The following is a 21,335-nucleotide window of genomic DNA, read 5'->3' on the forward strand; positions in this document are numbered from 1 at the left end:
CGCAACAGGAGGAGGCAGGCCATGACGGAGGCGGAGATCGCTCCCCGACCGCCCACGGCCGGCGAACGCGAGGCGTACTGCGCGGTCGAGCGGCAGCTCGCCATCCTGCTGCGGCGCACCAGGGCGTTCTCGGCGGGGATGGGGCGCAAGGTGCATCCCGAGCTGGACCCCGGCGCGTACGGCCTGCTGGTCCGCATCGACCAGAGCTCGCCGATGAGGTCCAGCGACCTGGCCGCCTACCTGCGGGTCGGCCGAGCGACGATCAGCCGCCAGCTCAAGGTGCTGGAGGAGCTGGGGCTGATCAGCCGCAGCCCCGACCCCGAGGACGGCCGGGCCCACCTGCTGGCCCTCACCCCCGAGGGCAGCAGGCGGCTCGACGACGCACGGGCCGCGCGCGAGGGCCAGCTGCGCACGCTGCTGGCCGCCTGGCCGGAGGAGGACGTACGGCTGCTCGCGCGGATGCTGGAGCGGTTCAACATGCTCACCGAGGGCATGCATCCCTGAACCTGGAGACCGGACGGATGTAGACCATCCCGGTCACGAAGGTGAGGACGCGACAGGGCGAGAGGCCGTCAGGTACGGCAGAAGACATGGAAGCTCCTGGCGATACACAAAGAGGCTCTGTATCCGCCAGGAGCTTCTTCCTGTCAGGCATACCGCTTCCGGCAGGCCGGACCCCCGGGATGGGCAATCGGGCGCGAGGTCACGACGGGTGGCGCCCGACCGGCGGCACGATCACCCCAGGGGACGGGGCCGCCCGCGCCTCACATCGGGACCCTCTACTTCTCCTGCGCGCGGGGCAGAGGTTCGTAAGCAGCCGCGCCGAAAACGACAGGGGGCGACAGACGGGACGGAAGGGTTGCGGTGGGTGCGTAAATTTGGGATAACGTGTCCCATCACAGAAGTCACTAAGGAGCATCGCCCTGCTGGCCGTTCTCTGCAACCGAGGCGTCATCACCGCTCCTGGCACAGGCCGTCCCTGCCACCAGGCACGGCTCCCCTCGCGCGGCAGAGCACGAGCCGACCTATTAGAACCAAGGAGTGCCTCGTGCTCTCACGATCGATAACGCGGCGTCGGCTCGCAGTGACCGGCGCCCTGGCCGTCGCCACGGGGCTGACCCTCTCGGCATGCGGCGACGGCACGACCGGGACCGACACCGCCGCCCCGATCCCCAGCGCCACAAGCACCCTGGCGCAGCTCGTGCCGCAGAACATCGCGGCGGACGGCAAGATCTTGATCGGTAGTGACGCTTCTTACCCGCCCAACGAGTCCGTCGACCCGGCCAGTCAGAAGATCGTCGGGTGGGAGGTCGAACTGGGCGAGGCGCTGGCCGCCAAACTCGGACTCAAGGCCGACTTCCAGAACGCCGGCTTCGACACGATCATTCCGGGCATCCAGTCGGGCAAGTACGAGCTCGGCATCTCGTCCTTCACGGACAACCCGGAGCGCGAGAAGGTCGTCGACTTCGTGACGTACTATTCCGCCGGCGTCTCGTGGGCCACTCTGAAGGGCAACCCGAACGGCGTCGACCCCGACAACGCCTGCGGTAAGAAGATCGGCGTCCAGCAGGGCACGGTCGAGGTGGACGACATCAAGGCACGTAGCGAGAAGTGTGTCAAGGACGGCAAGCCCGCGATCGAGCAGGTCGTCCGCAAGGGCCAGACCGAGGTCAACGCCGACCTGGTCTCCGGCAAGATCGACGGCATGCTGGCCGACTCCCCCATCGTGGGTTACGCGATCAAGGAGACCGGCGACAAGCTCGAGAGCATCGGCCAGATGTACGACGCGGCCCCCTACGGCTTCGCGGTCGGGAAGAACTCCGGCTCGTTCAAGGACGCCGTGCTGGGTGCGTTCAAGGAGCTGATGGCGGACGGCACCTACACCAAGATCCTGGAGAAGTGGGGTGTCCAGGACGGCGCCATCACCGAGCCCGTGATCAACGGCGCCGGCGGCTGATCCATGTCCGTCCGCGAAACGGAGGCGCGTACCGGGACGATCAAGGCCGTCCCGGTGCGTCACCCCGGCCGCTGGGTGGCGGCGGTGGCGGTCGCGGTGCTGGCCGCGATGCTGATCAACAACCTCGTCACCAACGAGGCGTACAACTGGCCCGAGCAGCTCAAATACCTGTTCTCGCCTCCGGTGCTCCAAGGCGTGCGCAACACCATTTGGCTGACCGTCGCCGCGATGGCGGGCGGCATCGCCCTGGGCATCGTGCTCGCCCTGATGCGGCTGTCGGCCAACCCGCTGCTGCGCGGCGCGGCCTGGATCTACATCTGGGTCTTCCGGGGAACCCCGCTGCTCACCCAGTTGCTCATCTGGGGCAACATCGGTGCGCTGTTCCCCACCATCGGCCTGGGCATCCCGTTCGGCCCGCAGTTCGTCAGCGCGGAGGCGAACATGCTGTACAGCGCGGCCGCCGCGGCGGCGCTCGGGCTGATCTTCAACGAGGCGGCCTACATGGCCGAAATCGTGCGCGGCGGCATCCAGTCGGTGGACTCGGGCCAGCAGGAGGCCGCCAGCGCGCTGGGGCTGACCAAGGCGCAGACGCTGCGCCGGATCATCCTGCCCCAGGCGATGCGGGTGATCGCGCCGCCCACCGGCAACGAGGCCATTTCGATGCTGAAGAACACCTCGCTGGTCATGGCCGTGCCGTACTTCGAGTTGACCTTCGCGGTGCAGAACATCTACGCGCACACGTATCAGATCATCCCCATGCTGATCATGGCCTGTATCTGGTACCTCTTCCTCTCGTCCCTCATGATGATCGGCCAGCACTACCTTGAGCGGTACTACGGCAAGGGGCACGCGCGGTGAGTGAGACCACGAACGCCCCGGCGGACGCCATGGACGACGGTCTGATGGTCAAGGCCGAGCAGGTCTGCAAGAGCTTCGGCCATGTGGAGGTCCTCAAGGGCATCGACCTTCAGGTCCGGCAGGGCGAGGTGATGTGCATCGTCGGCCCGTCCGGCTCGGGGAAGTCGACGTTCCTGCGCTGTATCAACCATCTGGAGAAGATCGACGGCGGCCGGCTGTGGGTGGGCGGTCACCTCGTCGGCTACCGCCAGCGCGGCGACAAGCTGTACGAGCTGCGCGAGAAGGAAGTCGCGGCGCAGCGCAGGGACATCGGCATGGTGTTCCAGCGGTTCAATCTCTTCCCGCACATGACGGCCCTGCAGAACGTCATGGAGGCGCCGATCCTCGTGAAGGGCGAGAGCAAGGACGCGGCCAAGGCCAGAGCGGAGCAGTTGCTCGACAGGGTCGGCCTGTCCGACCGGATGGGCAACTACCCGTCCCAGTTGTCCGGCGGGCAGCAGCAGCGCGTAGCCATCGCGCGGGCACTCGCGATGCAGCCCAAACTCATGCTGTTCGACGAACCCACCTCCGCCCTGGACCCGGAACTCGTCGGCGAGGTCTTGGACGTGATGAGGGACCTGGCCAGCGATGGTATGACCATGGTCGTCGTGACACACGAGATGGGCTTCGCCAGAGAGGTCGGCGACTCCCTGGTGTTCATGGATGAAGGTGTCATCGTCGAGCAGGGCGTCCCCCGCGAGGTGCTGGCCAACCCCCAGCACGCTCGCACCCAGGCGTTCCTGTCCAAGGTCCTCTGACCCTGCAGCCCTCGGCGTCTGACGTCCGGAGCGCCCCCTTGGTGGAACAATGGCGTACTTCGATGGGGGTGATGGGCGGGTGGGCGCGCTCTCGGAGCAGGTGCGGGCGGCGATCGCGAGCAACGTGCGGCACGCGCGGCACACGCGCGGGCTCAGCATCCGCGACCTGGCGGACCGCTCCGGCTTCAGCAAGGCGCTGCTGTCGCAGATCGAGCGCGGCCTGGCCAACCCCACGGTCGAGGTGCTGGCGGGGCTGGCCGAGGCGCTCGACCTGTCCTTCGCCGACATCACTCGTACGCCGCTGTACGAACCGCAGGTGATGCGCCGCGCCGGCGACGACGCGGCGCGCACCCTGCTGAGCTCCCTCGACCGGCGTCGCTTCGAGCTGTACGAGACGCCGCTGCCGCCGGAGCACGCCCACGAGAGCGCGCCGCACGGGCGGGGGTCGGAGGAGTTCGCCTACGTCCTGTCCGGGTCGGTGACCCTGGAGGTCGCCACGTACGAGGTCAGACTCGAGGCGGGGGACGCCGTGCGGTTCTCGGCCGAGGCCGAGCACGGCTACCGGACCGGCGCGGAGCCGGCCCGGCTGCTGACGCTCGTCTCGATGCCCTCCGACTGACCGGCTAGCCGACCTGCCGTCCGAGCGCGATCATGCTCCGGTAGCTCGGCCGGCCATACCACGCGAGCCGGTCCAGCGTCGCGGCGGGCAACGGCAGGTCGAGCGCGTCGAGGTAGGTCTCCCCCAGATGAGCGTCGGTCCACGGATCGTTGACGTGGAAGACGTCCCCGTCCACCCCGTGGACGGCGATCCAGTGCGGGCAGCTCTCGTCGTGCATGCCGAGCTGCTCGATCAGCACGAGCGCCACCCCGCCGTCCTCGACCACCGCGCGGAGCCGGTCGAGGTCGAAGGCGACGGTCTCCACGCCGATGCCCCTGCCGGCCAGCTCGGCACGGAACCCCGTCTGGATGAAGCGCCTCAGCTCGCGCTCCTCGTCCGTACGGCACAGCTCCAGCAGGGTCGGGGCCTCGGTGGACAGCAGCACCTCCGGCCTGGCGCCCCGCCCCGCGGCGGCGAGCGCGAGGCCCAGCGGGTCGCAGCCGGCCACCGTGGTCGCCTCGCGCCACAGCCGCAGCTCCTCCTCCCGGGAGGGCTCGCCTGCCAGCCCCAGTCCCGCCAGGGCCATCTGCAGCGCCACGGGCCCGCAGGTGAAGTCGGTGGTCTGGCGCATGTACGGCAGCGCCCGCGCGGGGGGCCGCTCGCGCCAGCGCACCTGACCACAGCCAATCTCGGTGCCGCCGACGACCGGGCCCGCCCAGGTGGGCACCGGCACCTCCTGGTAGCCCCGGCCGAGCGAGCGTTCCCATGCCACGTCCCGCGCCGCGAACCACCGCTTGACCGCCACCGCGCCCTCCCGCCAGGCGCGCTCCTCGATGGTGCGGACGAGCGCGTCGGCGACCGCGTCGTCGGACGCCCACACGTCCACGATCTTCCGGTACGCGGTGAGCGGCCTGTGCACCTCGAAGGCGGCGCCGACCGGCGTCCCGTCCTCCGTACGGGCCGTGACGAGCGTGCGCACCTGCACGCCGCCCGCGAGCCGCCAGCGGCGCAGCAGGTCGGCGGGCACGGCGTCGAGTCCGTCGGCGACGGAGGCCACGTCCCCCGTCACGGGCAGCACGTCGACGCGTAGTTCGGTCATCAGGATCTTCACTCCGCTCGGGTCGCCGCCGGCACGGACGCCAGCAGCCGTTGGGTGTACTCGTGGGCAGGGGCGCCAAGCACGCCGCCGACCGGCCCGGTCTCGACGACCCGGCCGCGGTGCATCACGTACACGCGGTCGGCGACCTGCCGCGCGACGGCCAGGTCGTGGGTGATGAACAGCAGGGTCAGCCCCAGGTCGCGGCGCAGGTCCGACAGCAGGTTGAGCACCTGCGCCTGGACCGAGACGTCGAGCGCCGAGACGGGCTCGTCGCAGACCAGCACCTCGGCGCCGGGAGCGAGGGCCCGGGCGATCGCCACGCGCTGGCGCTCCCCGCCGGACAGCGCGCGGGGCCTGCGCCGGGCGTACGCCGCGGGCAGCCCGACCAGGTCGAGCAGGCCGGGCACCTCCGACCGGGGGCGGCCCGCCGCCTTGAGGGCCTCGGCCAGCGAGGCGCCGACGGTGAGGCCGGGGTTCAGCGCGGAGTACGGGTCCTGGAACACGTACTGCACCCGCCTCGGGCCGGTGGCCCCGCCGCCGAACTCGACGCTCCCGCCGTCGGGCCGTTCCAGGCCGACCACGCATCTCGCGAGCGTGGTCTTGCCGGACCCGGACTCGCCGACGACCGCGACCGCCTCGCCCGCCGCAACCTCCAGGTCGACCCCGTCGAGCGCCGGCGCGGCCGAGCCGGGGAACTTCTTGGTCAGGCCCCTCACCACCAGCAGCGCGGGCCCCGCCGCTTCGGCCTCCGGGTGAACCGCCGGTGGCCGGGGCTCGGCCACCGGGCGCACGTCCGAGGGCCGCACACACGCCGCCGCATGCCCGTCAGCGACCGCTGCCAGGGCCGGCTCCGCCGTACGGCACGCCTCGACCGCGAGGTCGCACCGGTCCGCGAAGGCACAGGCGCCGCTCACCGCGTACGGCCGGGGCACCGAGCCGGGGATCGTCGGCAGCGCCGGCAGGCGATGGGTGACGGGCGGGTCGCAGGCCGCCAGCCGCGCCGTGTAGGGGTGCGCCGGCCGGTCCATCACCTCGGCCGCCGGGCCCTCCTCGACGAGCCGCCCGGCGTACATCACCATGATCCGGTCGGCCCTGGCCCGGGCGAGCCGCAGGTCGTGGGTGATCAGGATGAGGCCCATCTGACGCGCCCGCTGCAGCCCGGCGACGAGTTCGAGGACCTCGTGCTGGGTCGTCACGTCCAGGGCCGTGGTCGGCTCGTCCGCGATCAGCAGGCCCGGACCGGCGGCCAGCGCGGCGGCGATCGCCACCCGCTGGCGCATGCCGCCGGAGAGCTGGAAGGGGTAGCGTCCGGCGACCTCGGCGGGCAGCCCCACCTCGGCCAGCAGGCGGGCGACCCCGGCGGCGCGGCCGGCGCGCGGCAGCGCCCAGCCGATCTGCTCACCGCAGCGGTGCACCGGGGACAGTGAGGTGAACGGGTCCTGGAGCAGCAGCGCGATCTGCGATCCCCGGATGCGCTGCCAGGGCGTACGTGCCTCGGCCAGGTCGTACGCCTGCCCGGACAGCTCCAGCCGTCCGGTGGCGTGCACGCCCTCGGGCAGCAGGCCGGTCAGCGCCCTGGCGGTCATCGACTTGCCCGAGCCGGACTCGCCGACGATCGCCACGGTCTCCCCCGGCGCCACCGTCAGGTCGATTCCCGGGACGAGGACGCCCGCCGCCGAGGTCACCCGTACGTCGCGGGCGTCAAGTAGTGGAATCACCGGGCCACCACCCTGCGGTCGAGCAGTTCCGACAGCCAGTCGCCGAGCAGGTTCACCGCGGTGGCGGTGAGGATGATCAGCACGCCGGGCACGACGGCCGCGAGCGGATTGTCGCCCAGCAGCGCACGCCCGTCGGCGAGCTGGCGTCCCCAGTCCGGGGCCCCGGGCGGCACGCCGAGCCCGAGGTACGACAGCGACGACAGCGCGACCAGCGCGAACGCCACGTTGAGCAGAAGGTTGGCGACCACGATCGGCACGATGTTGGGGGCGATGTGCCGGAACATGATCCGCGTCGGCCGGATGCCGAGGATCTTGGCCGACTCGATGTAGGGCCGGGGCGTCTGCTCCATCACCGCTCCCCGCACGAGCCGCACGTCGGACGGCGAGAACAGCACGATCAGCACGGCGACCGTGACCCAGTAGCCGCGCCCCACGAGCCCGGCGACCACGATGGCCAGCAGCACGGACGGCAGCGCCAGCAGCAGGTCGGCGTAGCGGCCGGCCAGCATGTCCACGATCCCGCCCCGGTAACCCGCGAAGGTCCCGAGCAGGAACCCGATCACCATCGACCCCACGGCGACCACGATCGGACCGGCCAGCGCCGAGCGGGCGCCCGCGAGCGAGAGCTGCAGGATGTCGCGGCCGAGCTGGTCGGTGCCGAACAGGTGGCCCTCGACGCCCGCCCCGACCACGCCCAGGTAGACGTCCTGGTCGAGGGCGTGCGGCGCGAGCAGTTCCCAGCCCGCCGCGCACACCCCGACGGCCACGAGCACGACGGCGGACAGGATCGCCACGACCGGCGGCCGCCTCTTCGCCGGCTTCAGCTTGATCGGTTTCAGCGATTTCGCCGACTTCATCGGTGCACCGCCCTGGCCCGCACGCGCGGGTCGATCGCGAGGTACGACAGGTCCACGACGAGCGCGGTCACCGACACGACCAGCGCGACGACGAGTGTCAGCGCCTGCACCACGGGGATGTCCTTGAACAGCACCGACTCCTCCATCAGCGAGCCGAGGCCGGGCAGCGCGAAGGTCACCTCGATCAGCACGGTCCCGCCGAACAGGTAGGCCACCATCAGGCCGAGGCTGGTCACGATGGGGATCGCCGCGTTGCGCAGCACGAGGCGCAGCACCCTGCGTTCGGACAGGCCGCGTCCCCGGGCGAACGTCACGTAGTCCTGGTCCAGCTCCCGGATGACCGCCGCCCTGGTCAGTTTCACGACGAAGGCGCCGAGCCCGAACGCGAGCGCCACCGCCGGAAGGACGAGATGCCACAGTGCGTCGAGGAACCCCTCGCCGGTGCCGTAGACGGGGAACCAGCCCAGTCCCAGGGCGAAGACGTACAGCAGGATCAGGCCCACCGCGAAGCCGGGCGCGCTGACGCCGACGACCGAGGCCGACACGATCATCCGGTCGAGCGGCCGGCCGCGCCGTACGGCGGTGGCGATCCCGGCCGGGACGCCGGCCAGGACCGACAGCAGGAACGCCAGCCCGGCCGTGGCCGCAGTGACGCCGGTGCGGTCGAGCAGCAGCGGCCCGACCTGCCCTCCCGTGCGGATGGACGTGCCGAAGTCGCCGGTCACCGCGTGGGACAGCCACCACCAGTACTGCGCCAGGAACGGCTCGTCCAGGTGGTGCAGCTCGCGGATCCGGGCCAGGGCCTCCGGCGTGACGTTGCGGGTGCCCAGCAGGTTGCGGGCGATGTCGCCGGGGGCGAGGTACAGCAGCGCGAAGACCAGCAGCGACAGCGCGAGCAGCAGCGCGAGCGTGGCGGCGGCCCGGCGCAGCGCGAAGGCGAGGACGGGCCCGTTCACTGTGTTGTCCTCACTGGGCGCTGTACACCTGGCCGGGCCAGTCGGCCAGCAGGGTGTAGGAGGTGTAGTCCCTGACGCCGATCGCGCTGCCGAACGCGGTCGCCGCCTGCCCCCACCACAGCGGCAGGTACGCGAGGTCCTCGGCCTGCGCCGTCTGGGCCTCGATCAGCAGATCGGCCCTCTTCGCCGGGTCGGCCTCGGCGGTGGCCTTCCCCATCGTCGTTGCGATCGTGTCGTTGGCGTACTTGGCGGGGTTGCCCTCGCCCAGGAACCAGCTCGGGAGTTCGCCCGGGTCGCCGGTGGTGTTGAAGTACCACATGTAGCTCAGCGGCGGAAACTCGTTCAGCTCCGCCAGCCACTGCTCGATCGGCAGTTCCTTCACTTCGAGCGTGATGCCGATCTTCTTCAGGTCGGCGGCGAACGCTTGCGCGGCCGTCCCCAGGTGGGGGCCGGTGTTCGGGTAGGACAGGCTCGCGCTGAACCCGTTCGGCACCTTCGACTGCGCCAGCTCCTGCTTCGCCTTCTCCAGGTCGTACGCGTACTGGGGGACGGCGGCGAGCCGCTGCGCCGCCTCCTGCGGCGTCCACAGCCCGCCGAACTGCTCGGGTGTGGACAGCGCGGTGGCGACCTGGCCCCGGCCGCGCAGGATCTTGTCGACGATCGCCTGGCGGTTCACCGCGTGGGCGACCGCCCTGCGGACGTGCACGTCGTCGAACGGCGCGGCCTTCGTGTTGAAGGTCAGCCCGGCGTAGGAGCGGTCGGGCGCGTAGACCACCCGGGTGCCGGCGGCGCCCTCCCACTGGCGCGACTGGGCCAGCGGCACGTTGAGCGCCATGTCGGCCTTGCCGGCCTTCCACGCCAGCAGGCGGGTGTTCTCGTCGGGCACGAACTCGAACCGAATCTTGGCGATCTTCGGCCGGGTGCCGTGCCAGGTGTCCACCCGGGAGAACTCGACGTAGGAGTCGGGGACGAAGCCCGTGACCTTGTACGGCCCGGTCCCGACGGGGAGCGACTGCGGGGTGCCGAAGCCGCTCTTCGCGTTCTCCCACGCGGCCTTGGGGGCGATCCACAGGGCGTCGGCGTTCGACGGGAGCCAGGCGAACGCCACGTCGGCGGCCTTCGCGGTCAGGGTGATCTCGGCGTCCCCGGTCTTCTCGGCCTTCTTCAGGTTGGCCCAGTAGGCGGCCGTGGCGGGCGAGACCTTCGCGTCCCTGGCCATCTCGATCGAGTGCAGCACGTCGTCGGCGGTCACCGGGGTGCCGTCGTGGAACCGGGCGTCCGGGCGGAGCCGGTAGACGTAGGTGGTCGGCGACGTGCGTTCGAAGCTCGACGCCAGAGCGGGGACGATCTTCCCCGTGGTGTCGACGCCGACGAGCCCCTCCATGCAGATCCCGGCGACGTAGTAGTTGAGGATGCCCGACTCCTGCCCGGGATAGAGGTTCGACAGCGATCCGGGCAGCGACACCCGGAGCACCTCGATCTCCTTGCCGGTGTCCGTGCCGGAGGCGGCGCTTCCGCTCGACGCCTTCGAGCCGGCCGACGACGACGGCGCCGCGCCGCAGGCCTCCAGCAGCGCCGCGGCCGACAGCACGGTCATGCCGGTGACCGCCGTCCTGAGGAATCCCCGGCGGGTGTGGACGCCGCGCTCGTCCGTTTCTGCCATGTCACGCCTTCCCTGTGACCTGGCTTGTCTACCAAGCCGCCCCAAATGGATAGAAGCAGTAAACACCACGGAAGGCCGGATCTTCCATCCCTTTCCCGACCGAATGTGTAGAGATCTTGGCGTGGCCCATTCGTGACAGAACCTTTCGCCGCCGCACCGCATCTATCCAGGCGAGACGAAAGGAAGCCCCATGAGAAAACCCGCGATCCTCGCCCTCTCAGCGGCGGCCACCATGACGCTGACCGCCCTTGCCGGCACCGCGCAGGCCGAGGCGCGTACGGCAGCCGCCTCCGCCACGGCGTCCTCCTCCGCGTCCACCGTCCGCTACGCCTGGCTGAAGTCCTGCAGCAAGAAGGACGACTACTTCCCCTGCGGCTCCTGGCACCTCGCGCTCCGCAACGGCCGTGACAGCGTGCTCAAGGACGCCCAGGTGTTCCCGCGTACGGCGAAGGGGAAGATCGACAAGCAGTCGTACGCGCCCCTGACGGTCAGCGGCGACGGCCGGCAGGTGTCGTACTTCCGGAAGAAGGACGGCGCGCTCGTCGTCCGCGACGTGACCACGAACAAGGTCCGCGCGCTCCCCCGCTCGGTGTCGAAGCTGCCCAAGGGCATCGGCATGGGGGACCTCGCCACCTCGCTGTCGCGGGACGGGGGCGTGCTCACGGTCGACTACTACGACGGTGACGACAAGCTCCCGTCCCTCATCGTGAACGTCCGTACGGGGAAGGTGCGCAAGATCCCGGCCGACGCGGCAGTGGTCGGCTTCAGCCCCGACGGGAAGCACGTGCTGGTCTCCCGTGGGACCGCCGAGAACACCAGCCGGTTCAGCGTGTACGACCAGGACGGGCGGCGGACGAACACCCAGGTCGTGCCGCAGGTCGTGGCCAACAACAGCCCGATGGCGCTCGCCGACGACGGCTCCTCCGTGGCGGTGCTGATCAGCACCGGGTCCGGAAAGCAGCGGCTGCGGGTGTACGACCTGTCGAACGACAGCGTGGGCGAGGCCGTGGACGTGCGCGTGCCCAAGAAGGAGTCGGCCAAGCGCCTGGAGTGGACCCCTGACGGCGGCCTCAAGCTCTGGGAGACCCTGGACTCGGCGAAGACCGGCGAGACGTATCGCGTCGTCGTGCGCAGCCTCGACACCGACACGGGCGCCACCGCCACGCTGGACTCCTTCCGGGTGAAGTCCAGCGTGTGGACCTGGTGGTTGCCCGGCGAATGATCCGAGTTATCGTCCCGATATGGGCAAGATCTATGAGAAGCTCACCGACCGGCTGCGCGAGTTCGTCACCACGCAGCCGGTCTTCTTCGTCGCGACCGCCCCTGAGCGGGGCGGCCACGTCAACGTGTCCCCCAAGGGATACTCCGACACCTTCGCGGTCATCGACGACACGACGGTGGCCTACCTCGACCTCGACGGCAGCGGTGTGGAGACCATCGCCCACATCCGCGAGAACGGCCGCGTCACGCTGATGTTCTGCGCCTTCGGCGGACCGCCGAAGATCGTCCGTCTCTTCGGCACCGGCCGCGTCGTGACCCCCGGGGACGCCGACTTCGCCGGCCTGCTCGCGCTCTTCGGGCCGCATCCGGGGGTGCGGTCGATCATCGTCGTAAGCTGCGACCGCATCGCCGACTCGTGCGGCTACTCGGTGCCCTTCATGGCGTACGAGCAGGACCGGACGCTGCTCGACGAGTGGGCGGGGCGCAAGGACGTGCAGCAGCGGCGGAACTACCGCGCCAAGCACAACCGGGAGAGCATCGACGGGCTGCCCGCGCTGGGGGCCGCGGAGACCGACCCGGTCACCCAGCATTCCTGACATGACCCGCGGGCCGCACCTCACCTGCGGTAGCCGGCCATCCGTTCCAGACGGGCGATCCGCGCGGCGACCGGAGGGTGGGTCGCGAACAGCCTGCCGATCCGGGTGCCCCGGAACGGGTTGACGATCATCATGTGGCCGGCGGAGGCGAGCCTGCCGTTCTCCGGGAGCGGCAGCCTGCGGACCTCCATCTCGATCTTGCGCAGCGCGGAGGCGAGGGCCAGCGGGTCGCCGGTCAGCCGTACCCCCGCGTCGTCGGCCGCGAACTCCCGCGATCGCGCGATCGCCATCTGGATCATCGTGGCCGCGACCGGACCGAGGATCATCACGAGGATGGCGCCGAGGAATCCCGGCCCCTCGTCGTCGTCCGAGCCGAAGAACAGGCCGGCGTACCCGAAGTACGTGATCATCGTGGCCAGCGCGCCCACGACCGAGGAGATCAGGATGTCCCGGTTGTGGATGTGCGACAGCTCGTGGCCGAGCACTCCCTTGAGTTCGCGCTCGTCCAGCAGCCCGAGGAGGCCGTGCGTGACGCACACCGCCCCGTCACGCGGGTTGCGCCCGGTCGCGAACGCGTTGGGCTGCATCGTCGGGGACACGTACAGGCGGGGCATCGGTCCGCGGGCCTCGGTGCACAGCTCGCGGACGACGCGGTAGAGGACCGGCTGCTCCACCTCGGCCACGGGCCGGGCCCGCATGGCCGACAGCGCGATCCTGTCGGCGCAGAAGTAGGCGACGCCGCTGACCACGAGGGCGACCACGACCGCGATCCGGGCACCCGTGCCGCCCCCCAGCCAGGCCCCGGCGACCAGGAGCAACGAGGACAGCGCTCCCAGCAGGACCGCGGTGCGCAGGCGGTTGTGGTGCACGCCTCCTCCTCCCGGTTCGGTGTGTCCGGCTCGGTGTGTCCGGCTCGGTGTGTCCAGTTCGGTGCGTCCAGCCCTACCAACGTGCATGGTCTGGACGAACGTTCCCCGTGACGCGCCTCACCCTGAGACCGACAGCACCACCTGCGGGACCACGGAGAAGACCACGGTGACGGCCACCGTGACGGCGACGGCGACCCCCGCCGCCGCTCGCGTCGAGACCGTACGGCTCTCGCCCGCCGCGGGCGGCGCGAACAGCCGCGCGGTCCAGGCGATGTAGTAGTACAGCCCGGCCACCGTGTTGGCCGCCATGACCACGGCGAGCCAGCCGAGCCCGCCGTCCACGACGGCCCGGAAGACGACGATCTTCGCGAACAGGCCGGCGAGCCCGGGTGGCAGCCCGGCCAGGCAGACGAGGGCGAAGGCGAGGGACAGCCCGGCGGCCGGGCTCCGCAGCGCCAGCCCCCGGTACGCCTCCAGGTCCTGGCCTTCGGGCAGCCGCGCCACCAGCAGGACCACCGCGAAGGCGATCAGGTTCATCGCGGCGTAGAAGACGAGATAGGCGACCGACGCGCCGACGGCCGCGCGGGGTTCGGCGGCGTAGACGGCCAGCGGCGCGAGGATGTAGCCCGACTGCGCGACCGACGACCAGGCCAGCAGCCGGACCGCCGCGCGCTGCCGCATCGCGAGGACGTTACCCGCCGTCATCGTCAGGGCGGCGACGACCGCCACTCCTGGGGCCCACAGCGCCGCTCTCCCCGGCAGCGCGAACGTCAGCAGCAGGATCAGCCCGGCGAAGCCCGACGCCTTGGACACCACCGACAGCAGCGCCGCGACCGGGATCGGGGCGCCCCGGTAGACGTCTCCCGCCCAGAAGTGGAACGGCACCGCGGCGATCTTGAATGCGAAGCCCGCCGCCACCAGCACGATCGCCGCCGCCGTGACCTGGGCCATGTCCCCGGTCGTCCGCAGGGCGGCGTCGATCCGGTCGAGGTGGACCGAGCCGGTCACGCCGTAGAGCAGCGAGACGCCGAACAGCGTGATCGCGGTGGAGACCACCGAGACCAGGAAGAGCTTGAGGGCGGCCTCGGACGCGCGGCCGTCATGGCGCCGGAGCGCGGTCAGCGCGAAGACCGGCAGCGACACCAGTTCCAGCGACACGACCAGCATGATGAGATCACGGGAGGCCGGCAGCAGGACCGCCCCGGCCAGCGTGGCCAGCAGCAGGAAATACCACTCCCCTGCCGGAATCCGGCTTCCCTCTCCTGGCCCGGCGCCGCGTTCTGCGGCGATCTCCGTCATCGACAGCAGCACGACGATCACCCCGGCGGCCAGCACGACCGCCGCGATGATCAGGGTGAAGCGGTCCACGACGAACGAGCACGACGCGGCGGCCCGGCCGGGTGCGGACGCGCCGCCGAGGGAGGCGGGGACGCAGAACGTGCGCCGTGTCCCGCCGCTCGCGGCCTGGACGGCCACGACCGCCAGGGCGGCGACCAGGCCGCCGAGCGTGACGAGACCGAGCATCCGCGCGCCGCCGGGGCGAGGCGGCAGGAACGCGTCGAGCAGCAGCACGAGCCCGGCGACCAGGGCGAGGACCAGCGGCGCCGCCACGGCGGCGTAGTCGATGGACTGGATCACCCCGCCCGTCATGGCGCCACCCCCGATCCGAGGAGCGACTGGACGGCGGGCGTGGTGACGGCGAGCAGGGCCTTCGGCCACAGGCCGAACAGCACGATCAGCGCCACCAGCGGAAGCCAGGCCGCCAGTTCGTGGGCGGTGACGTCCCCGAAAGGCCGCCGCGCCCGGCCCACCTCCGCGGCATCCAGTGCGACCACGGCGGCTCCGGTCGCGACGGGCTCGACCGGAGCCGCGCCCTCCCCCGCCTCGCTCAGCACCTCGCGTACGCCTTCGGCGGTGGCGAGCGGCGGCCCCGGCGGCTCATACGGCCCCCGCGGCGCAAGAGGCCCGGCGGGCGGGATGGTCTCGACCGCCCGGCCGTGCGTCACCCGCGAGAGCATGACCAGGAAGTAGGCCGCGGTGAGCACCGTGCCGAGCCCGCCGGCGGCCATGAACCCGAGGAACAGCGGCCGGGAGAGCCCGGCGGCCGGACGGAACGCGCCGAGCAGCGCGAGCATCTCCCCCCAGAACCCGGCGAGGCCGGGCAGGCCCAGCGAGGCGACGCAGGCGAAGGTCAGCAGCGACCCGACGTACGGCAGGCGGCGCAGCATGCCGCCGCCCAGCCGGATCATGTCGGCCGTGCCGTACCGCTCCTTGGCGGCTCCGGCGAGGAAGAACAGCAGGCCGGTGATCAGCCCGTGGGCGACGTTGGCGAACAGGGCGCCGTTCATGCCTACCGGCGTGAGCGAGGCGAACCCGAGCAGCACGAAGCCCATATGACCCACGGACGAGTAGGCGATCATCCGTTTGAGGTCTCGCTGGGCAAGGCAGGCGAGCGATCCGTACACGATGCCCACGACGGCGAACGCGCCGAGCCAAGGGGCCAGGGCCGCCGCGCCCTCGGGCAGCACCGGGATCGCGATCCTGGCGAAGCCGTACGAACCCATCTTGAGCAGCACGCCCGCGAGCAGGACCGAGCCGACGGTCGGCGCCTCGGTGTGCGCGTCGGGCAGCCAGGTGTGCAGCGGCCACATGGGCGTCTTCACCGCCAGGCCGAGCCCGATGGCGAGGAACGCGAGGATCTGCGCCGACCGGGCGATGCCCGAGCCGTGGCGCCCGGCCAGCGCGACCATGTCGAGCGTGCCGGCCTGCGTCCAGACGACGAGCAGGCCGATGAGGAGGACGGCCGAGCCGAGCAGCGTGTAGAGGATGAACTTCACGGCCGCCGCCCGCCTGCCCGCGCCGCCCCACAGGGCGATCACGAAATACATCGGGACCAGCACGACCTCGAAGAACACGAAGAACAGCAGCAGGTCGAGGGCGAGGAACGTGCCGATCATGCCGACTTCGAGCACGAGCAACGTGACGACCAGCGCGCCTGACCTGCCGCCCGCGGGCGGGTGCCCGGCGAGGTGGACGAAGCAGAGGAACGTCAGCAGCGCGGTCAGCACGACGAGCGGCAGCGAGACGCCGTCCACGCCCAGGTGGAACCGCAGACCGAGGCCGGGGATCCACGTCCGGTCGATCTGCAGTTGCATTCCGGCGGGGCGCGCGTAGTCGAAGACCGCGGCGAGTGCGACGGCGAGGACCAGCACCACGGCGGAGACGGCGATTCCCCAGGCCACCGCCCTGCCCCGTACGGCCGGGACGGCGAAGACGGCGGCCCCCAGCAGCGGGACGGCCACGAGCGCGATCGGCAACCAGCTCACGTCGTCACCACCGGGAACAGCCGCGCGCCACCGGTCCGATCCGCCGTGACCGCGATCGGCCCGAGCCCAGCCGGCGAACCGATCGCACGGAGCCGCGCGCCACCGCTTCGAGCCCGCCGCATCATGTCAGCACCACCGCCGCGACCGCGATCAGCACGATCCCGGCCAGCAGGCCAGTGACGTAGAGCTGCGCGTTGCCGTTCTGGGCGAGCCGCACCAGGCCGGAAAGGCCGAGCGTCGCCCGGCCGGAACCCCGGACCGCGCCGTCCACCACCCGCGCGTCCGTGCGGACAACTCCCCTGGCCAGGCGCAGGACGGGCCGGGCGACCAGCGCCGCGTACGCGGCGTCGACGTAGAAGGCCCGCTCGCACGGCACCCGGAAAGGGCCGAGCAGCCGGGCGGGGTCCTGCTCGGGCACGGCCCGCCACAGGGCGTACACGATCCCGGCGCCGAGCAGCGCGACGGCGAGGCTGACGGCCGCCGACCCCCACTCGACCTCCACACCGGCCGCCGATCCGGCGAGGCCGAGCAGCAGGGCGGGCACGGCCAGCACGCCGGCCGGCCACAGCATCGACGGGGGCGCCTCCCGGCCGTCGAAGACGTGGGCGACGCCGGGCGGCGGCTCCGCGAGCGGCTCGATCCGGGCGGGGCCGAAAAACGTGCGCAGCCAGGCGCGGGCGGCGTACGCCCCGGTCACCCCCACGGTCAGCAGCGCCGACGCGTACACGAACGGCTGGGCCGGTCCCGTCCCGTGCTCGATCGCCGAGATCACCGCGTCCTTGCTGAAGAAGCCGCTCGCGGGCGGCAGCCCGGCGAGCGCGGCGAAACCGATGGTCATCGTCCAGAACGTCACGGGAAGGGCGCTGCGCAGCCCGCCCATGTGGCTGATCAGGTTCGACCCGACGTGGTGGATCACCAGGCCCGCGCAGAGGAACAGCAGGGCCTTGAACGCGCCGTGCGACACCAGGTGGAACATCGCCGCCCGGTCGGACCCGGCGGCCAGTGCCGCGGCCATGTACGCGAGCTGGCTGATCGTCGAGTAGGCCAGCACGCGCTTGAGGTCGTCCTGCGCGAGCGCGGCGAGCGCGGCACCCAGCATGCCGACGGCCGCGACCACGCCCAGCACGTCGAGCGTGGGCGGCGCCGCGAGGAAGGCGGGATAGAGCCGGGCGACGACGAAGATTCCGGCCGCCACCATCGTGGCCGCGTGGATGAGCGCGCTGATCGGGGTGGGACCGGCCATCGCGTCGGGCAGCCAGGTCTGCAGCGGCACCTGCGCGCTCTTGCCCGCGACCCCGGCGAGCAACAGCAGGGTCGCGACGATCAGCGTGCCCTTGGGAATGTCGGCGCGCAGCACGTCGTCGATCCGGAAGCTGCCCGCCGACAGGCCCAGGGTGAAGATCCCGAACAGGAAGCCGACGTCGCCGAGCCGGGTGACCAGGAACGCCTTGACCGCCGCCCGTGAGTTGGCCCGGTCCTCCCACCAGTGCCCGATGAGCAGGTAGGAGCACAGGCCCATGATCTCCCAGCCGACGTAGAGGACGATCAGGTCCCCCGCGTAGACCACCAGCAGCATGGCGCTGGTGAACAGGCTGACGAACGCGCTGTAGGACGGGTAGCGGGGTTCGTCCCGCATGTACCCGACCGAGTAGACCTGCACCGCCAGCGCGACCACGACGACCAGGATGCCCGCGAGCACTGACAATCCGTCGGCCCGCAGAGTCAGGGAGATCGGCACCGACCCGGTCTCGACCACCGTCAGCGTGCCCTCGGCCCGCCCGGGGAGCAGCTCCGACCAGAACCGCCCTTCTGAAGCACCCGCTCCCCGCGCGAGGGCTACGGCGAGCCACACCGTGAGCGCCGCCGACACCGCGCCCGGAGCGATCGCGAACCACGCCGCCCGCCGGTACGCGGCCCGTTCCGTACGGGCGCCCAGGCGGGTCGCGAGCAGCCCGGCCGCGGCGGCGGCGAACGGCAGCAGGACGATCAGAACCACCACGGCGGTCACGAGGCGCCCTCCCCATCCGGGCGCCCCGGGTCGGGTGTGCGTCCGACTTCGGCGAGCGCCCGCAACCGGTCGACGTCGACGGTCCTGCGCGTGCGGAAGACGGCCAGCACGATCGCCAGCCCCAGGCCCACCTCGGCCGCGGCGATCACGATGACGAACAGCGTCAGCACCTGGCCGCTGTGCAGGCGGTCCCTGAGCCAGACGTCGAAGGCCACCAGGTTGAGGTTGACCGCGTTGAGCATCAGCTCGACCGACATCAGCACGAGGATCGCGTTGCGCCGGGCCAGCACGCCGTACACACCGATGGAGAACAGCAGGGCGGAGACCGCCACCGGGTAGACGACGTGCACCTCGCTCACCGCCTCCGGGCCGCTGGCCTGGTCGATAACCGGGTCATTCCCGCCCCCTGATGTCCGTACGGGACAGGACGATCGCGCCGATCAGTGCGGCGAGCAGGAGCACCGACAGCGCCTCGAACGGCAGCACCCAGGTGCGGAAGACGCTCGCCCCCAGGGGTTGGGCCGCCCCCTGCCCGGGTTGGAGCGGCGCGTACGCCGTGCGGAAGCCGGTGACGACCACGGTGACGAGCACGGCGGCGGTCGCGACGGCGACCAGTGCGGCGGCCCACCGGTTGCCGGAGTCGAGGCCGGCGGAGGGCCCGATGGGCGCGCGGGTCAGCATGATGCCGAACAGCAGCAGCACCACGACCGCGCCCACGTAGATCAGCACCTGCACCCAGGCGACGAACTCGGCGGTCAGCACCAGGTAGCCGCCCGCGAGCGCGCCGAAGCAGACGACCAGCCACAGCGCCGCGTGGACGAGCTGCCTGGTCGTGACGACCAGCAGGGCCGAGCCGACGACGACGGCGCCGAGCAGCAGGAAGACGACCTCAGGCCCCGAGGGCGGCCACAACCCCGGCGCCTGGGAGGTCATCGCTCCCCCTCGGGCCCGTCCTTCTTCTCCGGCGATGGTCCGGCGTTCTTGGGCAGCGAGCCCGGCGGCCGGATGGAGCGGATGTCGCGCATGGCTCTCGGCGGCTCACGGCGCGGGCGGCTCTCCGGCCCACTCGCGGGTTCCGCCGCCGGTCGCCGCACCGCCTCCCGCGCGGTGTCCTGCTCGGTTCGCTGCGCCGTTTCCCTGCTGGTTTCCTGTGCGGTGTCCTGCGCCGCGGACGCGCCCTCGGCCGGTCCCTTCACCGGCGCGGGCGGCGCCGTACGGTGGGCCGGTGCCGGGCGGGAACCGGCCGACAGTTCCTTCGGCGACTCGGCGCCGACCTCATGGGCCGGTGGCGGCGGCACGGTGGCCGCCCACTCGCCCAGCCTGTCCTTCTCATGCAGAAGGTCGCGGATGTCGTACTCGGCGTACTCGAACTCGGGCGACCAGAACAGCGCGTCGAAGGGGCACACCTCGATGCAGATGCCGCAGTACATGCACAGCGAGAAGTCGATCGCGAAGCGGTCGAGCACGTTGCGGGCGCGCGGACGGCCACCCTCGGGCGCCGGGAGGGTCTCCTTGTGGGAGTCGATGTAGATGCACCAGTCGGGGCACTCGCGGGCGCAGAGCATGCAGACGGTGCAGTTCTCCTCCACCAGAGCGATCACGCCCCGGCTGCGGGCGGGCAGGTCGGGGTGCACCTCCGGGTACTGCTGCGTCTCCGATTTCCGCAGCATGTGCCGCATGGTCACGGCCAGGCCCTTGGCCAACCCTTCTCCTGGAATGCGCGCCACAGGTTCATCATCGCGCACTATCGGCGGCGAGTGAACGTGTGACTCCATCCCAGCTGTTTTCCACACCGTCCACAGCGTCATCCCCAGGGTTGTCCACAGGGTGTGGGGAGAAAGGGAAGCGCAAAGACCGACAAATCCGTATCGTCTGGGCCATGAACGGCTATGGCGGACCGGGAGGTCGCCCCTCCGGACCACAGGGACCGTACGGGCAGCAGGGACCGTACGGACAGCAGGGACCGTACGGACAGCAGTGGCCGCCGAGCCCCTACGGCGCCACTCCGTCGCCGTCCGTGCCGCCGCCGAGCCCTTACGGCCCGGGCGCCCATCCGACGCCGCCCGTACCGCCGTCGCCGCCGCCACCGGTGAAGCGGCCTTCGAGCGTCCCCGGTTTCCTGTGGGCGTTCGCCCCGCTGTACACCTGCGGCTTCGGCACCCCCTTCACCATGCTGTACGCCGCCGTCCGCAGGCGCAGCGCCTGGTATGGGGTCGCCGCCGCCGGATACGCCGCGGCCACCGGCGTGTGGATCTACCTGTCCGAGGTGTACAAGGACACACAGGAGCCGCCCCTGGCGTCCCTTCTGATGATTCTCGGCATGCTGACCCCCTGGCTCTTCGCCACCGTGCACTCCCTCGCGGTCAGGAAGCAGGTCTTCGGCGACGTCCCGCCGTACGAGGCCGGGAACGAGCAGGCGATCGCGCTCGCGCAGCACCGCCGCGCCCTGCGGCAGCAGGCCAGGGAACTGGCGGAGCACGATCCGGCGATGGCCCGCGAGTTGCGGATCGGGCGGCCCGACCTGCCCCGGCAGTACGACGACGGCGGCCTCGTCGACGTCAACCACGCCCCCGCTTCGGTGATCGCGAACCTGCCCGGCCTGACGCCCGCGCTCGCCGAGCAGATCGTGCGCGTACGCGACCAGGTCGGCGGCTTCGTCTCGGCCGAGGACGTCTCGGCCGCCGCCTCCCTGCCCCCGCACCTCACTTCCGACCTCGCCGAATATGGCATTTTCCTCCAATAACCATGCGGTAATCCCGATTGTCGTCGGCGATATCCCTGGCTGGGCCATCGGCGTTTCCTTAGGCTCTTA

20 protein-coding genes are annotated in these 21,335 nt (G+C 71.3%); 8 read left to right on the plus strand and 12 right to left on the minus strand.

Annotated elements, in window-relative coordinates:
• The first annotated feature begins 21 nt into the window (after positions 1-21).
• The 5 genes from ACQEVJ_RS41360 to ACQEVJ_RS41380 all read left to right on the plus strand — a co-directional run bounded on the left by ACQEVJ_RS41360 (position 22) and on the right by ACQEVJ_RS41380 (position 4,231).
• Entirely contained in the window at positions 22-504 is a 483-nt protein-coding gene (locus tag ACQEVJ_RS41360) for a MarR family winged helix-turn-helix transcriptional regulator (protein WP_433110354.1), read from the plus strand.
• A 544-nt stretch (positions 505-1,048) separates the two neighbouring features.
• On the plus strand, positions 1,049-1,957 hold the full coding sequence (locus ACQEVJ_RS41365) for an ABC transporter substrate-binding protein (protein WP_433110355.1): 909 nt from the start codon (positions 1,049-1,051) through the stop codon (positions 1,955-1,957).
• Positions 1,958-1,960: 3 nt separating this feature from the next.
• The gene (locus tag ACQEVJ_RS41370; protein ID WP_433110357.1) at positions 1,961-2,815 is read left to right on the plus strand and encodes an amino acid ABC transporter permease; all 855 of its coding nucleotides are present in this window, start codon (positions 1,961-1,963) and stop codon (positions 2,813-2,815) included.
• A 29-nt stretch (positions 2,816-2,844) separates the two neighbouring features.
• Complete coding sequence (locus tag ACQEVJ_RS41375; RefSeq protein WP_433113241.1) at positions 2,845-3,612, plus strand: amino acid ABC transporter ATP-binding protein; 768 nt, start codon at positions 2,845-2,847, stop codon at positions 3,610-3,612.
• A 49-nt stretch (positions 3,613-3,661) separates the two neighbouring features.
• Positions 3,662-4,231, plus strand: coding sequence for a helix-turn-helix domain-containing protein (locus ACQEVJ_RS41380; RefSeq protein ID WP_433110359.1), 570 nt, complete (start codon positions 3,662-3,664; stop codon positions 4,229-4,231).
• A 4-nt stretch (positions 4,232-4,235) separates the two neighbouring features.
• On the opposite strand, the gene ACQEVJ_RS41385 is transcribed toward ACQEVJ_RS41380, so the two are convergent.
• From ACQEVJ_RS41385 to ACQEVJ_RS41405, 5 genes are read right to left on the minus strand one after another with little or no spacing between them, the layout of a single operon-like run.
• Positions 4,236-5,309, minus strand: coding sequence for a peptidase C39 family protein (locus ACQEVJ_RS41385; RefSeq protein WP_433110361.1), 1,074 nt, complete (start codon positions 5,307-5,309; stop codon positions 4,236-4,238).
• Between the two features lie 8 nt (positions 5,310-5,317).
• On the minus strand, positions 5,318-7,027 hold the full coding sequence (locus ACQEVJ_RS41390) for an ABC transporter ATP-binding protein (protein ID WP_433110363.1): 1,710 nt from the start codon (positions 7,025-7,027) through the stop codon (positions 5,318-5,320).
• Positions 7,024-7,884 (minus strand): ABC transporter permease, encoded by an 861-nt coding sequence (locus tag ACQEVJ_RS41395; RefSeq protein WP_433110365.1) that lies wholly within the window; start codon positions 7,882-7,884, stop codon positions 7,024-7,026. Before ACQEVJ_RS41395 ends, ACQEVJ_RS41390 begins: the two co-directional genes overlap by 4 nt.
• Positions 7,881-8,840 carry an ABC transporter permease gene (locus ACQEVJ_RS41400; protein ID WP_433110367.1) on the minus strand — a complete coding sequence of 320 codons (960 nt, stop codon included), beginning with the start codon at positions 8,838-8,840 and terminating at the stop codon, positions 7,881-7,883. The genes ACQEVJ_RS41395 and ACQEVJ_RS41400 overlap by 4 nt, the downstream gene beginning before the upstream one ends.
• Positions 8,841-8,850: 10 nt before the next feature.
• Complete coding sequence (locus ACQEVJ_RS41405; RefSeq protein WP_433110369.1) at positions 8,851-10,503, minus strand: ABC transporter substrate-binding protein; 1,653 nt, start codon at positions 10,501-10,503, stop codon at positions 8,851-8,853.
• A 190-nt stretch (positions 10,504-10,693) separates the two neighbouring features.
• Here ACQEVJ_RS41405 and ACQEVJ_RS41410 point away from each other — a divergent pair, with 190 nt between their 5' ends.
• Together ACQEVJ_RS41410 and ACQEVJ_RS41415 are read left to right on the plus strand one after the other, a co-directional pair.
• On the plus strand, positions 10,694-11,725 hold the full coding sequence (locus ACQEVJ_RS41410; RefSeq protein ID WP_433110371.1) for a hypothetical protein: 1,032 nt from the start codon (positions 10,694-10,696) through the stop codon (positions 11,723-11,725).
• Between the two features lie 19 nt (positions 11,726-11,744).
• Positions 11,745-12,320, plus strand: a complete 576-nt coding sequence (locus ACQEVJ_RS41415; RefSeq protein ID WP_433110373.1) for a pyridoxamine 5'-phosphate oxidase family protein — start codon at positions 11,745-11,747, stop codon at positions 12,318-12,320.
• Between the two features lie 20 nt (positions 12,321-12,340).
• On the opposite strand, the gene ACQEVJ_RS41420 is transcribed toward ACQEVJ_RS41415, so the two are convergent.
• The 7 genes from ACQEVJ_RS41420 to ACQEVJ_RS41450 all read right to left on the minus strand — a co-directional run bounded on the left by ACQEVJ_RS41420 (position 12,341) and on the right by ACQEVJ_RS41450 (position 20,250).
• Positions 12,341-13,189: a M48 family metalloprotease gene (locus ACQEVJ_RS41420; RefSeq protein ID WP_433110375.1), complete on the minus strand. Its 849-nt coding sequence runs from the start codon at positions 13,187-13,189 to the stop codon at positions 12,341-12,343.
• Between the two features lie 117 nt (positions 13,190-13,306).
• Positions 13,307-14,839, minus strand: a complete 1,533-nt coding sequence (locus ACQEVJ_RS41425; RefSeq protein WP_433110377.1) for an NADH-quinone oxidoreductase subunit N — start codon at positions 14,837-14,839, stop codon at positions 13,307-13,309.
• The gene (locus ACQEVJ_RS41430) at positions 14,836-16,515 is read right to left on the minus strand and encodes a complex I subunit 4 family protein (protein ID WP_433110379.1); all 1,680 of its coding nucleotides are present in this window, start codon (positions 16,513-16,515) and stop codon (positions 14,836-14,838) included. Before ACQEVJ_RS41430 ends, ACQEVJ_RS41425 begins: the two co-directional genes overlap by 4 nt.
• A gap of 121 nt (positions 16,516-16,636) precedes the next feature.
• Positions 16,637-18,523, minus strand: coding sequence for an NADH-quinone oxidoreductase subunit 5 family protein (locus ACQEVJ_RS41435; RefSeq protein ID WP_433110381.1), 1,887 nt, complete (start codon positions 18,521-18,523; stop codon positions 16,637-16,639).
• Positions 18,520-18,873, minus strand: a complete 354-nt coding sequence (nuoK, locus tag ACQEVJ_RS41440; RefSeq protein WP_433113244.1) for an NADH-quinone oxidoreductase subunit NuoK — start codon at positions 18,871-18,873, stop codon at positions 18,520-18,522. Before nuoK ends, ACQEVJ_RS41435 begins: the two co-directional genes overlap by 4 nt.
• 43 nt (positions 18,874-18,916) lie before the next feature.
• Positions 18,917-19,456 carry an NADH-quinone oxidoreductase subunit J family protein gene (locus ACQEVJ_RS41445; protein ID WP_433110383.1) on the minus strand — a complete coding sequence of 180 codons (540 nt, stop codon included), beginning with the start codon at positions 19,454-19,456 and terminating at the stop codon, positions 18,917-18,919.
• Positions 19,453-20,250, minus strand: coding sequence for a 4Fe-4S binding protein (locus ACQEVJ_RS41450; RefSeq protein WP_433110385.1), 798 nt, complete (start codon positions 20,248-20,250; stop codon positions 19,453-19,455). The genes ACQEVJ_RS41445 and ACQEVJ_RS41450 overlap by 4 nt, the downstream gene beginning before the upstream one ends.
• 152 nt (positions 20,251-20,402) lie before the next feature.
• Between ACQEVJ_RS41450 and ACQEVJ_RS41455 the strand changes: the two genes are divergently transcribed.
• The gene (locus ACQEVJ_RS41455) at positions 20,403-21,266 is read left to right on the plus strand and encodes a ComEA family DNA-binding protein (protein WP_433110387.1); all 864 of its coding nucleotides are present in this window, start codon (positions 20,403-20,405) and stop codon (positions 21,264-21,266) included.
• Positions 21,267-21,335 lie beyond the last annotated feature (69 nt).

The organism is Microbispora sp. CA-102843 (assembly GCF_050936215.1).
GTDB lineage: Bacteria > Actinomycetota > Actinomycetes > Streptosporangiales > Streptosporangiaceae > Microbispora.

Coding starts and splice junctions, on each gene's coding strand:
- ACQEVJ_RS41415 (WP_433110373.1), top strand. CDS start 11,745: ATGGGCAAGATCTATGAGAAGCTCACCGACCGGCTGCGCGAGTTCGTC.
- ACQEVJ_RS41385 (WP_433110361.1), bottom strand. CDS start 5,309: ATGACCGAACTACGCGTCGACGTGCTGCCCGTGACGGGGGACGTGGCC.
- ACQEVJ_RS41410 (WP_433110371.1), top strand. CDS start 10,694: ATGAGAAAACCCGCGATCCTCGCCCTCTCAGCGGCGGCCACCATGACG.
- ACQEVJ_RS41360 (WP_433110354.1), top strand. CDS start 22: ATGACGGAGGCGGAGATCGCTCCCCGACCGCCCACGGCCGGCGAACGC.
- ACQEVJ_RS41405 (WP_433110369.1), bottom strand. CDS start 10,503: ATGGCAGAAACGGACGAGCGCGGCGTCCACACCCGCCGGGGATTCCTC.
- ACQEVJ_RS41380 (WP_433110359.1), top strand. CDS start 3,662: ATGGCGTACTTCGATGGGGGTGATGGGCGGGTGGGCGCGCTCTCGGAG.
- ACQEVJ_RS41455 (WP_433110387.1), top strand. CDS start 20,403: ATGAACGGCTATGGCGGACCGGGAGGTCGCCCCTCCGGACCACAGGGA.
- ACQEVJ_RS41425 (WP_433110377.1), bottom strand. CDS start 14,839: ATGACGGGCGGGGTGATCCAGTCCATCGACTACGCCGCCGTGGCGGCG.
- ACQEVJ_RS41370 (WP_433110357.1), top strand. CDS start 1,961: ATGTCCGTCCGCGAAACGGAGGCGCGTACCGGGACGATCAAGGCCGTC.
- ACQEVJ_RS41445 (WP_433110383.1), bottom strand. CDS start 19,456: ATGACCTCCCAGGCGCCGGGGTTGTGGCCGCCCTCGGGGCCTGAGGTC.
- ACQEVJ_RS41375 (WP_433113241.1), top strand. CDS start 2,845: ATGGACGACGGTCTGATGGTCAAGGCCGAGCAGGTCTGCAAGAGCTTC.
- ACQEVJ_RS41395 (WP_433110365.1), bottom strand. CDS start 7,884: ATGAAGTCGGCGAAATCGCTGAAACCGATCAAGCTGAAGCCGGCGAAG.